This window comes from Campylobacter sp. IFREMER_LSEM_CL2101 (assembly GCF_025771825.1).
GTDB classification, from domain to species: domain Bacteria; phylum Campylobacterota; class Campylobacteria; order Campylobacterales; family Campylobacteraceae; genus Campylobacter_D; species Campylobacter_D lari_C.
Genome location: NZ_JAKMQZ010000003.1, coordinates 138698 through 153482, shown reverse-complemented (window position 1 = coordinate 153482; position 14785 = coordinate 138698). Strand labels below are relative to the sequence as shown.

General features: G+C 30.1%; 14 protein-coding genes. 5 read left to right on the top strand and 9 right to left on the bottom strand.

Annotation, left to right across the window (positions count from 1 at the left end; translation table 11 throughout):
• Nucleotides 1-31: 31 nt before the first annotated feature.
• The 9 genes from L8V88_RS03335 to rpsU form a co-directional block, all read right to left on the bottom strand.
• A complete protein-coding gene (locus tag L8V88_RS03335) occupies nucleotides 32-451 on the bottom strand; it encodes a PepSY-like domain-containing protein (RefSeq protein WP_039619466.1) in 420 nt (139 codons plus the stop codon).
• A gap of 63 nt (nucleotides 452-514) precedes the next feature.
• Nucleotides 515-2227, bottom strand: a complete 1713-nt coding sequence (locus L8V88_RS03330) for an ATP-binding protein (protein WP_263726770.1) — start codon at nucleotides 2225-2227, stop codon at nucleotides 515-517.
• Nucleotides 2228-2235: 8 nt separating this feature from the next.
• A complete protein-coding gene (locus L8V88_RS03325) occupies nucleotides 2236-2715 on the bottom strand; it encodes a hypothetical protein (protein ID WP_263726769.1) in 480 nt (159 codons plus the stop codon).
• Nucleotides 2712-3203: a YajQ family cyclic di-GMP-binding protein gene (locus L8V88_RS03320; RefSeq protein WP_263675379.1), complete on the bottom strand. Its 492-nt coding sequence runs from the start codon at nucleotides 3201-3203 to the stop codon at nucleotides 2712-2714. Before L8V88_RS03320 ends, L8V88_RS03325 begins: the two co-directional genes overlap by 4 nt.
• Nucleotides 3193-4125: a D-2-hydroxyacid dehydrogenase gene (locus L8V88_RS03315; protein ID WP_263726767.1), complete on the bottom strand. Its 933-nt coding sequence runs from the start codon at nucleotides 4123-4125 to the stop codon at nucleotides 3193-3195. Before L8V88_RS03315 ends, L8V88_RS03320 begins: the two co-directional genes overlap by 11 nt.
• The gene (locus tag L8V88_RS03310; protein WP_263726766.1) at nucleotides 4125-5297 is read right to left on the bottom strand and encodes a glutathionylspermidine synthase family protein; all 1173 of its coding nucleotides are present in this window, start codon (nucleotides 5295-5297) and stop codon (nucleotides 4125-4127) included. The genes L8V88_RS03315 and L8V88_RS03310 overlap by 1 nt, the downstream gene beginning before the upstream one ends.
• A gap of 9 nt (nucleotides 5298-5306) precedes the next feature.
• Nucleotides 5307-5924 carry a UPF0323 family lipoprotein gene (locus L8V88_RS03305; RefSeq protein ID WP_258108466.1) on the bottom strand — a complete coding sequence of 206 codons (618 nt, stop codon included), beginning with the start codon at nucleotides 5922-5924 and terminating at the stop codon, nucleotides 5307-5309.
• 75 nt (nucleotides 5925-5999) lie between these two features.
• Nucleotides 6000-6605, bottom strand: coding sequence for a LysE family transporter (locus L8V88_RS03300; protein ID WP_263675383.1), 606 nt, complete (start codon nucleotides 6603-6605; stop codon nucleotides 6000-6002).
• Between the two features lie 41 nt (nucleotides 6606-6646).
• Complete coding sequence (gene rpsU / locus L8V88_RS03295; protein WP_002780697.1) at nucleotides 6647-6859, bottom strand: 30S ribosomal protein S21; 213 nt, start codon at nucleotides 6857-6859, stop codon at nucleotides 6647-6649.
• 185 nt (nucleotides 6860-7044) lie between these two features.
• Between rpsU and ccoG the strand changes: the two genes are divergently transcribed.
• The 5 genes from ccoG to L8V88_RS03270 all read left to right on the top strand — a co-directional run bounded on the left by ccoG (nucleotide 7045) and on the right by L8V88_RS03270 (nucleotide 14783).
• Nucleotides 7045-8418 carry a cytochrome c oxidase accessory protein CcoG gene (ccoG, locus tag L8V88_RS03290; protein ID WP_263726765.1) on the top strand — a complete coding sequence of 458 codons (1374 nt, stop codon included), beginning with the start codon at nucleotides 7045-7047 and terminating at the stop codon, nucleotides 8416-8418.
• Nucleotide 8419: 1 nt separating this feature from the next.
• Nucleotides 8420-9043, top strand: a complete 624-nt coding sequence (locus tag L8V88_RS03285) for a TetR/AcrR family transcriptional regulator (protein WP_263726763.1) — start codon at nucleotides 8420-8422, stop codon at nucleotides 9041-9043.
• 85 nt (nucleotides 9044-9128) lie between these two features.
• The gene (locus tag L8V88_RS03280) at nucleotides 9129-10226 is read left to right on the top strand and encodes an efflux RND transporter periplasmic adaptor subunit (protein ID WP_263726762.1); all 1098 of its coding nucleotides are present in this window, start codon (nucleotides 9129-9131) and stop codon (nucleotides 10224-10226) included.
• The gene (locus L8V88_RS03275) at nucleotides 10226-13348 is read left to right on the top strand and encodes an efflux RND transporter permease subunit (protein WP_263726760.1); all 3123 of its coding nucleotides are present in this window, start codon (nucleotides 10226-10228) and stop codon (nucleotides 13346-13348) included. Before L8V88_RS03280 ends, L8V88_RS03275 begins: the two co-directional genes overlap by 1 nt.
• Nucleotides 13341-14783: an efflux transporter outer membrane subunit gene (locus L8V88_RS03270; protein WP_263663667.1), complete on the top strand. Its 1443-nt coding sequence runs from the start codon at nucleotides 13341-13343 to the stop codon at nucleotides 14781-14783. The genes L8V88_RS03275 and L8V88_RS03270 overlap by 8 nt, the downstream gene beginning before the upstream one ends.
• Nucleotides 14784-14785: the final 2 nt, after the last annotated feature.

Below are 14785 nucleotides of genomic sequence, written 5' to 3'. Positions count from 1 at the left end.
GCTAAACCCTTAATGGGTTTAGTTTAAGCGATTAATCATCAAATTTTTGACCTAAAATATTACCTTTAAAATCTGTATAAATTTCCATCATATTGTTTGTTCTGAATTTATAACCATTGATTTTTTTATCTACTTCTACAATAGCTGCATTTGGTTGTGCTGCTTGTACTTTAGCAATAACTTCTTTTGGGATAAATCCTGTTGGAATTGCTTTATATTTTCCATCAACTTCTTTCCAGTCTCCATTAATGATAAAATCAATTTCAGTTCCATCAACCAAATTTACTTCATAAGAATCTACATCTTGTTTTACATAACCTACATTTACGCCTTTAAAATGAGTATTTAAAAACTCTTGAGCCTTTTGAGGTAAAGCATTTGGGCTAACAACCATATCTGCAAACATAGAACTTGCACAAACTAAACTAGCTACCATTAATTTCATTTTCATTTTTTCTCCTTTAAATAAAAGTTGAAAGAATGATATTGTTTGCTTGTGAAATTTGTGTGAATTTTAATTTTTAAAGCCAACTATCTTATTTTTATCAAATGAAGATTCTATTTCCTTTTCTATAGTATGTAAAAAATCGCTCATTTTAAAAACACCATCTTTAGAAATAGCCGCTTTTAAAGCTGTGTTTTTAACTACCATTACAATTTGAGCTCCACTTAATTCATGCGAAGCTAAATTTTTTAAATCAAAACTATCATCAAATTTAGCATTTTTAGGCAAGGCTTTTTGCCATATCATTAAGCGTTGTTCATAATTTGGCTTTTTAAATTCAATTTTATACTCAAATCTTCTTGAAAAAGCCACATCTAAACTTTCTAAAAAATTAGTTGTTGCTATGATAACTCCGCTAAAACGCTCAATTTGCTCTAAAAAAATATTTTGCATTTGATTATGCATTTTATCAGCACCAGCGCTACTTTCTACTCTAGTACTTAAAAACTGATCTGCTTCATTTAAAAGCAAAATAGGACTTTGCTTACTTGTTTGACAAAGCTCTTTATAAGTATCAAAAATCTTTCTTACATTTTGCTCACTCTCGCCCACATATTTACTTAAAATTTTCGAGCAATCAAAACTCAAAATGGATTTTTTCATAGCTTTTGCCATACTTAATGCACTCATAGTCTTACCTGTACCAGCAGGACCATAGAAAATTATCTTGGCTTCTATGTTTTTATTAGTTTTTATACCCCATTTATTTAATCTTTCTAAAACCTTTTTATCTTGTTGTTTTAATATACTTTCTAACAAATCTTTAGTACTTTGGGGCATAATAACATCATCTATATTGATATTTGGCTCGATTAGCTCAAAAATATCTTGCTCTTTAACTAAATTTTGAAGTTTAATTTTTTTATTTTTCTTTGGCTCTTTAAAATTAATAATTCTTTGTAAAATATCATCACTTAAATAAAAAATCTTAGTTATATCACCCAAAGAATTAATAAATTCATCATATTCTAAAAGATTTGAACTAAGTAGCTTAGAATCTTCTTCTAGTAAAGCTTTATTTTCTTGCTTTTGAGCCTCATCCTCGCTAATTAAATGAAGTAAAAAATTAAAATCTCTACTATAAGAATTTTCAGCATTTAGCAAATACTCTTCTTTTAACAAACTAATAAATATCAAACATTCTTTATCATTTAAAGCATATTCTTTAAAAATATCTGCTAAAACATTAGAAATTTTACTTTTCTTTAAACGCTCTTTAATGTATGCTTCAAAGGTGGTTATATCTTTTTTAATATTCTTACTTTGAGAGCTTTTAGCAAAAAAACGCAATCTTTGATAAAGCTCGATTTTAAAAAATTCATCTTTTAAATACGCAATATGATCTTCATAAATTTGATCTTGCATATAATCTTGTATGGTTTTATTTTCTAAAACTTGTAAGAAAACTTCACTTAAACTTAACTCACATTGCAATAAATTTAAAAGCAAACTTGAGTTTTTACTCGATTTAAAATCAGAAAAAATTTGAACAATAAAACCTTTTTCTATAAGATTTTTAAGATCTTTTAAATGATCTAAATACTCATACTCATCATTTTTAAAAACTTCGCTAAGAAGATTATAAGCATTAATGCTTGCATTTGCCTGCAAATAATTTTTGCATAAGTGTTTTAAAATTAAAATTTCATCTTCACTGCATTGTAAGTTTTTATAAATATTGCTTTTAAAAGTATCATTAAGAAAAAGTTTTAAATCTTTCATATTTTCCTTTATATTGATTTTATGCTAAATTTGATTTTGGATTTTTTATCATTAAAACTCATATTTTTATCACAAACCTCATAAAAAATATCATAATTTTTACTTATAATCTTTTGAGTAAAACCACAAGAGGTAGCTTGTTTATTTTTTCCATAAAAAATAGGCTTTTTATAGATTAGATCTTGTAAAAAATCATCATAATATTCATTATTAAAAAATCTTTTATTAAAAAAAGTTTTTGCATAACAAACACCATTAACGCAAATTTTATCGCTAATTTTTAACTCAAGCAAGGCTTTAGAAGCGCTATAAAGCTCTAAACTTGTAAAATTTTTCCCCTCATATAAAAAGCCATAATCAGCAAATTTAAACTCTGGAGTTTTTAAAATAACATAAGCACTTTGTGCTTGTGTTTTGCTTTTTAAAGCACAAGAGCTTAAAAAAACACACACAAAACACAAAAAAACTATTTGAAGTAAAGTTTTCATTTAAGGTTTTTAAAACTAAGATTAAGTTCTAAATTGAGTTCTTTTACTATTTTCATCACGCTTTGTAAATCATCAATTTGCTTACCAACTACGCGAATTTCATTACCTCTAATGCTTGAAGTTACCTTTAACTTACTATCTTTTATAGCTTTGTTAATCTTCTTAGCACTATCAGCATCAATAGCGTCATTAACTTTTAAATTTAGTTTAAAATTTGCCCCACTTTCTCTGCTTAACTCCTTAATACCATTAGGGTTTATCCCTCTTTTAATAAGCTTTGAAATAACAATATCTTTTAACACTTCAAGCTTTGCTTCGCTAGAGCAAATAAGCTTATAAACACTTTCTTTTTCATTTAACTCTATTTCACTTTTAATGCCTTTTAAATCATATCTGCTATCAAGCTCTTTTTTAGCTTGCTCTAAAGCATTTTTTAACTCTTGCTTATCAATTTCCCCACTAATATCAAAACTATGTTCACTTGCCATTTTCTATAAACTCCTTAAGATTATTAAATACAATTTGGACTAAATTTTGTATGGATTCTTCACTTGCCCATGCCACATGTGGAGTGATGATTAAATTTTCTTTATTTTTTATACTAAGCAAAGGATGATTTTTAATCATAGGTTCTATTTCAAGCACATCAAGCCCTGCTTTGATATTTTTCTCATTCATAACTTGAGCTAATTCTGCTTCATTGATGATTCCACCACGCCCTACATTAATCAAAATAGCCTCATCTTTTAAAAGCATTAGTTCTTTTTTACTTAATAAATTTTTTGTCTTATCATTTAAAGGCGCATGTATGCTAATTACATCACAAGTTTTTAAAAGCTCTTCAAGGCTTACTTTTTCATACTCATCATTATTATTAATCCCTGAGGTAGAATAATAACAAATTTTAGAACCAAACATTTGAGAAACCCTAGCTACTTCTTTACCTATAGCTCCAAGTCCTATAATACCATGTTTTTTACCGGTTAAAGTATGCAAAGTCTTACTAAAATCACAAAACATTTTACTCTTACACCATTTGCCATCTTTACTCCATTTATCATAATATGGAATTTGATTTAAAAAAGCAAAAAGCAAGGCAAAGGTATGGCTTAAAACACTTTTTGTAGAATAACTAGCGGCATTTTTTACCACTATACCTTTAGAATTTGCATAAGCTACATCTATATTATTTACCCCTGTACCAAGTTGTAAAATAAGTTTTAGATTAGTGTTGTCAATCACTTCTTTATCAACGATGATTTTATTTATCATCACAACTTGTGCATTAGCTATTCTTGCAATAACCTCATCTTTAGAAGTTAAGTCATAACTTACAAACTCGCCAAGACTTTCAAAAACCGTTAAATCCGCTCCACCTAAGGTAGCAGCATCTAAGCATACTATTTTCATTAATCTTTTACTATATGTCCTACAAATTTAGAATAATTATCAAGCACCAAACCACCTTTTCTAAAACCTAATCCACAACCCTCATAAGCAAAGAAAACTCCTGCTTGATAATAATCATTTTCATTTTTATTAAACTCAGCAAATTCTTGATATACAAAGCGATTATTTTGATAATCTCCCTTTGTTTCAAAACTTACATCTCCATTAGCTTCTATAATGGAAACATTTGCTCCTTCTCTACCAAAAACAGGCTTTTTAACACATTTTTTACCCACTAAAGGCTTATCACTTGTTTCAAGTAATAAAGGATGATTTGGATAAAGCTCCCATAAAATTTTCATTATACCTTTGCTTTGAAAAAGTAAAGTATAAGCAGGGTTTAAAATGATTGCTTTTTGATTTTGCATGATTTGCGTTAAAAGCATAGCAAGCTCACCCTCTTCTATGGCTATACTTTCCCAAGGAATGAGTTTGAAAAAATACTCAAAATTTACATCATTTTTAAAAACACCTTCGGGCGAAAATTCTACTTCATCTATAAAAGAAAACTCACTCTCAAAACCTGCTTCACGAGCAATGTGTGCTAAAAGTTTGGTTGTAATCATATCCTCATCACTACCTGCGATTGAAGAAAATAATATCTTCCAACCCTCATAATACTTTTCAAACTCGCTTACATCTTCTTCTAAAGTGATAAGTCTTTTAAAATTATCTCTTAAGGCTTCATATATATTATTAAATTGCGAGCTTTCATCTAGGTTATTTTGCTTTAAAATAGCCCATTGTAAAATAGCACTTTCAAATAAAGATGTTGGAGTATCAGCATTAAATTCTATTAGCTTTATAGGCTTACCATCAAGCCCACCTGCTAAGTCAAACCTTCCATATAAATGCCAATGCACATCATTTTCCCAACTCATCTTAATCGCATCAACTAAATTAAAAGGAATTCCAAGCTCATCAAAACGATCATTATCAATCACTTCTTGCGCAGCAGCTACAAACATATCATAAAGTTCATTCACTGCTTCATAATATGCATTTGCTTCATTTTCTCTCACACAAACTAAATTAGAATCTAAATAATCACTCCCATCATTATCTGTATGCCATGAAAAGCCTATCTGTTCTAGGTAAGATTTTTCTAAAGGATTTACTTTTAAAAAATTCATTTTACACCCTTAAGATCCAAAAGAGCTAGAAGAACTTGAAGTGGCCTTAGAACCACCGCCAAAAAAGCCTGATTTTTTCGCGCTCGAGCTTGAAGTAGCACTTGTGCTTGCTTTATTAAAACTATTTACACTTCTTTGATAAGCGCTTTGGTTTGAAAATGCCCCCCTTTGTTGATTTGCAAAATTTTGGTTATTAAAAAGCTTTGAACCTATCCAGCTACCAAGTATAGCACCAGCTGCACTTGCAAGCAATGTTTCGCCTAAAGAAAGTCCTCCGCTACTCATTTGAGCGTTATTTGGATTTGTTAAATTTGAAGTACCATTGTCTATTTTAGCAGCTTCTTCTTGGATTAATTTATCCATTTCTTCTTTACTTAAAACTCTTTCTGTGCCATCAAGTTGTTTTAAAACTACCCTAGTTTCATCACTTGGAAATTGATCTTTGATTTTGTATTGATTTGGAGCAGTTTCTTCGATGATAACAAAAGCACCTTGAGTATTTGCTGCTTGACTTAATGCATTATTAGAATCACTTGCATTACTACTACATGCACTTAAAGCGCCTGCACTTATTGCAGCAATACCACTTATCATACTAAGTTTAAGTATAGTTTTAATGTGTTTCATAATCTTTCCTATAATTTAATAAGTTTAACTTAAATAAGATTTTAACAAAAAAAGTATTAATAAAAATTAATTGCTTTAATTTATCATAGTCATTAAATTACTACTTAAAATAAACACAGCAAAAGCAAAAAATATAAAAGCACTTAAATAATCAATGAGTTTTAAATTCTTTTGATAAATTCTTACCATGAAAGGTTTTGAAAATAATAAAGAAATTAAAGAAAAATAAATTATGGTTTCTAAAATCAAAACAAAAATTAAAACTATCAACATCCACCGCATTTGGGCAAAATCAAAACTTGCAAAAACGCTAGCAAAATAAAAAATAACTTTTGGATTAGATAAATTTGTAATCATCCCACTTAAAAATGCAGATATATGAGTTTTTTGGACTTTTATATTACCTATTTTTGCATTTTTATAAATCCCATAAGCTAAATACAAAAGATAGCAAGCTCCAAAACTTGATAAAGCAATTTGCAAAAATGGAAATTGATGAAAAATCACACTCAAACCAAGTATAGAAAGTATAATCCACACACTCATGGCCAAACTCACACCCAAACTTGCTTTTAAAGCACTCTTAATACCCTCTCTTAAGGCATAAGAACTTACTAAGAAAAAATCAGGTCCTGGTAAAATAAGTCCAAAAAAATGAATGATTAAAATCCAAAGAAACATAAAAATAATCGAAGAAAAGCCGAAAATTCGGCTTTTTGGTATTAGAGTCTTGACTCGTAGCGTCTAAGCATATAAAGTCTTTTAAGCATTTTTTTGCGAGCTGAAATTTTTTGTTTTTTGCGAATTTCAGTCATAGGCTCAAAAAATCTTCTTGCGCGAACTTCAGTAACAACTAGATTTCTATCTACTTGTTTTTTGAATTTTCTATACGCTTCATCAAAAGACTCATTAGGATGTACCTTAATTCCTGGCACGACCCTCACCACCTTTCTTAAATAAAATTAAAAAAAGGATTATATCACAATTTCACTTGAAAATAAAATTTATTTTTGTAATAATTACATAAATAAAAATTAAACATAAATTCTTAATTAAGACAAAGTTTGGTTTAATTTTTCTAGTACTACAATTAAAAAAACTTTTTTTAAGGAAAATAAAAATGAGTGCTTGTATTACCAACTATACTAAAAAAAGGTATATAGCTTATATCATTTCTATGATTATTTTCATAGCATTACCTTTTGTAAAAATCAATGGAAATCATTTCTTTTTATTAAGTTTTGATCATAAAAAACTTAATTTGTTTTTTATAGCTTTTGACACCCAAGAGCTTTATTTAATGCCTTTTGTTATCATGGGTATGTTTTTAACCATACTTTTTGTTACCACTCTAGCAGGAAGAATTTGGTGTGCATGGAGTTGTCCTCAAACTATTGCTAGAGTTATTTATAGAGATTTATTACAAACAAAAATCTTTAAAATTCACAAAAGCACTGCAAACAAACAAAAACAAGCTGAGGGATTTTTTGTTCAAAAAGCTTTAAGTATTGTGATTTTTTATCTTTTTTCTCTATTAATGATGAGTGCTTTTTTATGGTATTTTGTACCACCTGAAGATTTTTTTGTATATATTCAAAACCCTGCTGATCATTTATTGCTTTTAGGGATTTTATTTTGTGCCTCTTTGGCCTTTACTTTTGATATAGTGTATTTGGGTGAAAAATTTTGTGTTTATGTATGTCCTTATGCAAGAATTCAATCTGTAATGTTTGATAATAACACCGTTCAAGTTATCTATGATGACAAAAGAGGAGGTGTGGTTTATGATGGACATACCAAACTTTATCAAAAACCACCACAAGGTGAATGTATAGGTTGTGAAGCCTGTGTAAAAATTTGTCCCACACATATAGATATACGTCAAGGAATGCAACTTGAGTGTATTAACTGTCTTGAATGTGCTGATGCTTGTTCAAAAATTCAAGCCAAATTTGATCGCCCTAGTTTGATTAACTGGACTAGTGCAAAAGCTATTGAAACAAGAGAAAAAGTAAAATATTTTAGATTTAGAACTATCGGATATTTAGTGGTTTTATGTGGTGTTTTTGCAGCCTTAGTTTTAATGGGAAGTAAAAAGGAAAATATGCTTTTAAATATCAATCGCTCTAGTGAGCTTTACCAAATTAGAAAAGCCCATGATGGAGAATTAATCATTAGCAATGCTTATGTATTTTTATTTCAAAACACAGACAATAAAACTCATGAGTATTATTTTGATGTGAAATTACAAAGCATTGAAGATGGTTTAGAAATCATTAGACCAAAAAAACCTTTTAAATTAAAAGCTGGTGAAAAAGATAAACAAATAGTTGTTTTAAAAGCTACTAAAAAACTAGCTGATAATGATAGAAAAGATACCGTAATACCTTTAACTATCAAAGCTTATGCACTTGATGATAAAAACATCATAATCACAAGAGAAAGTAATTTTGTATATCCTAAAAATTCAATTATAGAACACAAAAAACATTAAAATGGAAAAAAGACTTTCTTTAAAATCTCAAGCAAGGCTTGAAAAAATCAAACAAATTGCTGCGGAGTCGTTTTTAGAAAACGGCTACGAAGCAACTAATCTTAAAGATATTATCAAGCAAGCTGGTGGTTCATTTTCTTGTGTGTATGAGCATTTTAAAAGCAAAGAAGGTTTATTTGAAGCAGTTTTAAATGATTTTGCAGAAAATCATTTTCTAGCTATTTTAAATAAAAATATGCGACTTTCACCCAATGCTAATTTAGAAGAATTTCTACATCAATTTGCAAAAGCTTATTTGGGAATTTTTAATGACGCTAAAACCATAGCCATAGTAAGACTTATCTATTCTGAAATTTATAATGAAAAATTTGATTTTGGCAAATGGTTTAAAGGAGATAATAGAAAAGAGGTAGAATATGTACTTCAAAAAAGATTTGAAGAAGAAAATGAAAATTTAGCCAAAAATGCTGAATTTTTAAGCTATACATTTTGCGCTATGCTTAGAGGAACCTTTTTTATACAAAGCACTTTTGAAAATAAGGTTTCGATGAGTAAAAAAGAACAAGAAAATCACGCAAAAAAAATCGTAAAGCTCTTCACTCAAGGACTTGTTAATTTTAATTAACTAAAGATTGATAAAATAGTAATCATACATTTTGTAATATAAATTACTTTTTTGTTTAGCTAAATAAATAATTTTAAGGAAACCAATGAAAACAAAACTTTTAACCCTAGCTTGTGCTTCACTTATATTTGTGGCATGCTCAGATGATAAAAACGCACAAGTTAAACAACTCCCTCCTCAACCTGTTAGCATTATGACTATGCAAAGTGCTAATTTACCTTTAGAATTTACTTATCCTGCAAGATTAAGCACTGAATTAGATGTGATAATCAAACCTAAAGTAAGTGGCGAAATCAAAGCAAAATATTTCAAAAGCGGTCAAGCTGTTAAAAAAGGCGATAAACTTTTTCTTATAGAGCCTGATAAATACCAAGCAAGTGTAAATATGGCTTATGGAGAAGCTTTGGTAGCAAGAGCTAGTTTTGATGATGCTGAAAAAAATTTCAAAAGAGATCAAATTTTAATAGAAAAAAATGCTATTTCACAAAAAGAATTTGATGCAAGTTTGGCTAAATTTAATTCTACCAAAGCTAATTTAGAAAGCGCTAGAGCAAAGCTTGCTAATGCGAGATTAGACTTAAAGTATACCGTAGTAAGCGCTCCATTTGATGGGGTTTTAGGAGATGCGCTAATGGATGTGGGCGATTATGTAAATGCTTCATCAACTGAGCTTGTGCGTATTACAAACATTAACCCTATCTTTGCAGACTTTTATATTTCTGATGTAGATAAAATCAATATGAATAAAAATATTCAAAGCGGTAACTGGCAATTAGAAAATATCCAAGTGCAAGCTAATGTTGGCGGAGAGCTTTTTAATGGAAAATTATATTTTATAGATAGCGTTATAGACACCCATAGTGGTGGGGTAAAAGCAAAGGCTATTTTTGACAATAACAGCTCAAGTTTAATGCCTGGTTCTTTTGCAAATGTTCATGTTGAAGGCTTTGTTCAAAAAGATGGTTTTGAAATTCCTCAGGTTGCACTTTTACAAGATGATAGTGCTACTTATGTTTATACTCTAGTAGATGGAAAAGTAGTTAAAACTGTTGTTAATGTTATTTATCAAACTTCTGATAAAGCAATCATTGATAAGGGCTTAAAAAATGGTGATAAAGTGATTTTAAATAACTTCAAAAAAATCCGTCCTGGTGCAAGTGTTAGCGTAATGGAGAATAAATAATGTTTTCTAAATTTTTTATAGAAAGACCTGTATTTGCTTCTGTTGTAGCTATTATCATTTCTTTAGCAGGGATTATAGGCCTTTATTCTTTGCCTGTAGAGCAATATCCTTCTCTAACTCCACCTGTTGTAAAAGTAAGTGCAAATTACTCAGGTGCTGATGCTCAAACGGTGGCTCAAACGGTGGCTATTCCTCTTGAAGATGCAATCAATGGGGTTGAAAATATGATTTATATGGATTCAACCTCAAGTTCTTCAGGTGATATGAGTTTAAGTGTGTATTTTAACATAGGTACAGATCCTGACCAAGCAACAGTTGATGTTAACAATAGAATTTCAGCTGCTATGGCAAGACTTCCTGAAGATGTTAAAAAAACCGGTGTTAGTGTAAGAAAAACCGGCTCAAGTATTTTAGAAGTTGCTACTTTATATTCCCCTGATGGTTCTATGGATTCACTTGAAGTATATAACTATGCTGCATTAAATATCTTAGATGATCTTGCTAGGGTTCCTGGCGTGGGTAATGCTGTAGCTATTGGCTCAAGAAATTATTCTATGAGAATTTGGCTTAATCCTGATTTATTAAACAAATACCAAGTTACTGCAACGGATGTTATTGCTGCAGTTAGTGAGCAAAATGCTCAATATGCTACTGGTAAGATAGGTCAAGAGCCTGTGGTAGAAAGATCTCCTTATGTGTATTCAGTAACTATGCAAGGAAGATTAAAAAACACTAAAGAATTTGAAAACATCATCATAAGAGCAAATAGTGATGGTTCTTTTTTGAGGCTTAAAGATGTAGCTGAAGTTTCTTTAGGTTCAAGAGAATATACCTTTAAAGGTAGATTAAACGGAAATGACGCTACTCCTATTTTGATTTTCTTACAAACTGGAGCAAATGCAGTAAGTACAGCTGAATTAGTGCAGAAAAAATTTGAAGAATTAGCAAAAAGTTTTCCTGAGGGTTTAACTTATAAAGTGCCTTATGATACAACCGTATTTATTAAAGCTTCTATTAAAGAAGTAGTAAAAACTTTCTTTGAAGCACTCATTTTGGTTGTGATTGTAATGTATTTATTCTTAAAAAATTTCCGCTCAACCATTATACCTATGATTGCTGTGCCTGTTTCTATTTTAGGAACTTTTGCAGGATTATATGTCTTAGGCTTTAGTATTAACTTACTTACACTTTTTGCCTTAGTACTTGCCATTGGTATTGTTGTTGATGATGCAATTATCGTGGTTGAAAATATTGACAGAATCATGCATGAAGATCCAAATATAAGCATAAAAGAAGCAGCTATTAAAGCTATGGATGAAGTTGCTGCGCCTGTTGTATCTATCGTTCTTGTGCTTTGTGCGGTGTTTATACCTGTTTCATTTATATCCGGTTTTGTGGGAGAAATTCAAAAACAATTTGCTATAACCCTTGCAATTTCAGTTGCAATCTCAGGTTTTGTAGCCTTAACACTAACCCCATCTTTATGTGCGATTTTTTTAAGAAGAAATGAGGGTGAGCCATTTTATTTAGTTAAAAAATTTAATGATATTTTTGATTGGTCTACTGAAGTTTTTGGAGCCGGTGTAGCTTATATACTTAAAAGAACCGTGCGATTTGTATTGATTTTTATAATCTTTTTAGGTGGTTTATATGGACTTTTCAAACTTGTACCTAATTCACTCGTTCCACCTGAAGATCAAGGAAACTTCTTAACTATTGTTAACTTACCTGCAGCATCTTCGCTTAATAGAACCACTCAGTCAATGGATGCCATGGCAGATGAAATTCGTAAAAATGAAAATGTAACAAATGTAGTAGGACTTATAGGTTATGATCTTTTCACAGGTTCTTTAAAAGAAAACGCCGGTGCAATGTTTGTAAATTTGAAAAATTGGAATGATAGAGATACTAGTAGTTTTGATTTAACTAGTATGTATAATAAACAATATTTCTTAAATCCAAATTTCCAAACTTTCTTTGTTAATCCACCACCAATCCAAGGTTTAAGCTTAACCGGTGGTTTTGAAATGTATGCGCAAAATCGTGGTGGTAAAAGCTATGATGAAATTCAAGTTGATGTAAATAGATTAGTTGAAGCAGCAAACAAACGTCCTGAACTTAGCAATGTAAGAACAACGCTTGATACTAATTTCCCACAATTAAAATTAGAAATTGATCGTGATAAGGTAAAACTTTATGGTTTAAATTTAGCAGATGTATTTAGCACATTAAATGCTACCATAGGAACTTATTATGTGAATGATTTTTCTATGCTTGGGAAAAATTATCGTGTAAATATTAGTGCCATTGGAGATTTTAGAAATACTCAAAATGCCTTAAAAAACATCTTTGTTAGAGCAAAAGATGGTTCTATGATAGCCCTAGATAGTGTTTTAACACTTCATAGAGGGGTTGGGCCTGATGATGTAAAACGCTTTAATATGTTCCCATCAGCACTAGTGCAAGGCGATCCTGCTCCGGGTTATACTTCAGGACAAGCAATTGATGCTATTGCTCAAGTTGCTAAAGAAACTTTGGGAGAGGATTATTCTATTGCTTGGTCAGGCTCAGCTTATCAAGAAGTTACAAGTAGTGGTGCAGGTCAAGTAGCTTTTGTACTAGGGCTTTTATTTGTATTTTTAATCCTAGCAGCTCAGTATGAAAGATGGCTTATGCCTTTAGCAGTAATCACTGCTGTGCCTTTTGCGGTGTTTGGTTCTTTGCTTCTTGTATGGCTTAGAGGCTTAGAAAATGATATATATTTTCAAACAGGACTTTTACTTTTAATAGGTCTTTCAGCTAAAAATGCCATTTTGATTGTTGAGTTTGCCATGGAAGAACACCTTAAAAAAGGAAAAAGTATTTTTGAAGCTTCTATTAGTGCAGCAAAATTAAGATTTAGACCTATTGTAATGACTTCATTAGCATTTATTTGTGGTATTTTACCTTTATATTTTGCTTATGGAGCAGGAAGCGCAAGCCGTCATGCAATAGGCACAGGTGTTATAGGGGGTATGATAGCAGCTTCTACTATAGCCATTTTCTTTGTACCTTTATTTTTCTATTTACTAGAAAGTTTTAATAAATGGCTTGATAAAAAAAGAGGTAAAACCAATGCGTAAGTTAATAATTTTTGCAAGTTGTTTTTTAATAACAGCTTGCAGTTTAAAACCAAATTTAGAAATCAAAGATGTAAATTACACTAAAAGTTTAGATCAAAACATTAGCATTAATAAACAATGGTGGAAAGCTTTTGATGATAATTATTTAAACACCTTAGTCGATCAAGCTTTAAAAAACAATAACGACTTGCAAATTGCATATATGAATTTACAAAAAGCTTATGAAACTTTAGGTATAGCAAGAAGTGATTTACTTCCTAAGCTTGATGGAAGTGCTAGCGGAGCAAGAGGAAAAACTAGCATTAATGCTCCAAGCAATAAAAGCAATGAATTTGCTTATGGTAATGATTTTAACATGGGTTTAAATTTAAGCTATGAAGTAGATTTATGGGGCAAATACAGAGATACTTATGGCGCTTCAAAAGCAAAATTACAAGCTAGTGAGTTTGACTATGAAAGTGCGAGATTAAGCTTAATTTCTAATGTAGTAAAAACTTATTTTAACCTAGCAAGCCTAAGCGAGCAAGTAAAAATTTTAGAAGAAACAACCCAAAGTTATCAAAAAACTTATGAGTTAAAATTAGAGCATTTTAAACTTGGAGTAATTAGTGAGTATGAGCTTAATAAATTTAAAGCTGAGCTTGAAAATTCAAGAGTTTTACTCACAAATGCTAAAATTCAAAAAGAAGCTAATACCAAAGCTTTAAAAATCTTAACTTCAAATGATATTGATGATATACTTTATAATAGCATAGAGTATAAAAAAATAGGACAATACGAACTTAGCATACCTGAGGGCATTGGCAGTGAAATTTTACTTCAAAGACCTGATGTACAAGCTAGTTTAAAAACTTTAGAAGAAAAAAACTATCTTGTTGGAGTAGCTAGAACTGCATTTTTACCAAACCTTTCTTTAACAGGACTTTTGGGCTTTCAAAGTAATGATTTAGATCTTTTAGTCAAACATGGAAGCAATACTTGGAATGTAGCTGGAAATTTTGCAATGCCGATTTTTCATTGGGGTGAGATTATGAATAATGTTAATATCGCAAAACTTACCAAAGATGAAGCATTTTTACAATATGAAAATACCTTAAAAACAGCCTTTGGAGAAATAAGACTTGCTTTATTTAACCGCCAAAGCTATTATGAAAATGAGCAAAATTATAAAAATTTATTTCTAGCTCAAAGTAAAATTTATGAAATTTCTACCTTAAGATATGAAAATGGTGTGATTAACTTAGCTGATTTTTTACAAGATCAAAGAAATTATTTAAATGCTAAACTTTCTTATACTAACTCATCTTATGAGCTTGCAAATTCCATTGTAGATGTTATGAAAGCTTTTGGTGGAGGATTTAATGCTAAAGAAGAATCAAAAGAAAACATCAAAGCTATGGAAGAAAACTTAAAGGAAAACTTTTATAACAACTAAGT

Bases quoted from the DNA above. Each gene is read 5' to 3' on its own strand.
- L8V88_RS03285 (WP_263726763.1), top strand. From the start codon at position 8,420: ATGGAAAAAAGACTTTCTTTAAAATCTCAAGCAAGGCTTGAAAAAATC.
- L8V88_RS03300 (WP_263675383.1), bottom strand. From the start codon at position 6,605: ATGTTTCTTTGGATTTTAATCATTCATTTTTTTGGACTTATTTTACCA.
- L8V88_RS03325 (WP_263726769.1), bottom strand. From the start codon at position 2,715: ATGAAAACTTTACTTCAAATAGTTTTTTTGTGTTTTGTGTGTGTTTTT.
- ccoG (WP_263726765.1), top strand. From the start codon at position 7,045: ATGAGTGCTTGTATTACCAACTATACTAAAAAAAGGTATATAGCTTAT.
- L8V88_RS03330 (WP_263726770.1), bottom strand. From the start codon at position 2,227: ATGAAAGATTTAAAACTTTTTCTTAATGATACTTTTAAAAGCAATATT.
- L8V88_RS03315 (WP_263726767.1), bottom strand. From the start codon at position 4,125: ATGAAAATAGTATGCTTAGATGCTGCTACCTTAGGTGGAGCGGATTTA.
- L8V88_RS03320 (WP_263675379.1), bottom strand. From the start codon at position 3,203: ATGGCAAGTGAACATAGTTTTGATATTAGTGGGGAAATTGATAAGCAA.
- L8V88_RS03305 (WP_258108466.1), bottom strand. From the start codon at position 5,924: ATGAAACACATTAAAACTATACTTAAACTTAGTATGATAAGTGGTATT.
- L8V88_RS03335 (WP_039619466.1), bottom strand. From the start codon at position 451: ATGAAAATGAAATTAATGGTAGCTAGTTTAGTTTGTGCAAGTTCTATG.
- L8V88_RS03310 (WP_263726766.1), bottom strand. From the start codon at position 5,297: ATGAATTTTTTAAAAGTAAATCCTTTAGAAAAATCTTACCTAGAACAG.
- L8V88_RS03270 (WP_263663667.1), top strand. From the start codon at position 13,341: ATGCGTAAGTTAATAATTTTTGCAAGTTGTTTTTTAATAACAGCTTGC.
- L8V88_RS03280 (WP_263726762.1), top strand. From the start codon at position 9,129: ATGAAAACAAAACTTTTAACCCTAGCTTGTGCTTCACTTATATTTGTG.
- L8V88_RS03275 (WP_263726760.1), top strand. From the start codon at position 10,226: ATGTTTTCTAAATTTTTTATAGAAAGACCTGTATTTGCTTCTGTTGTA.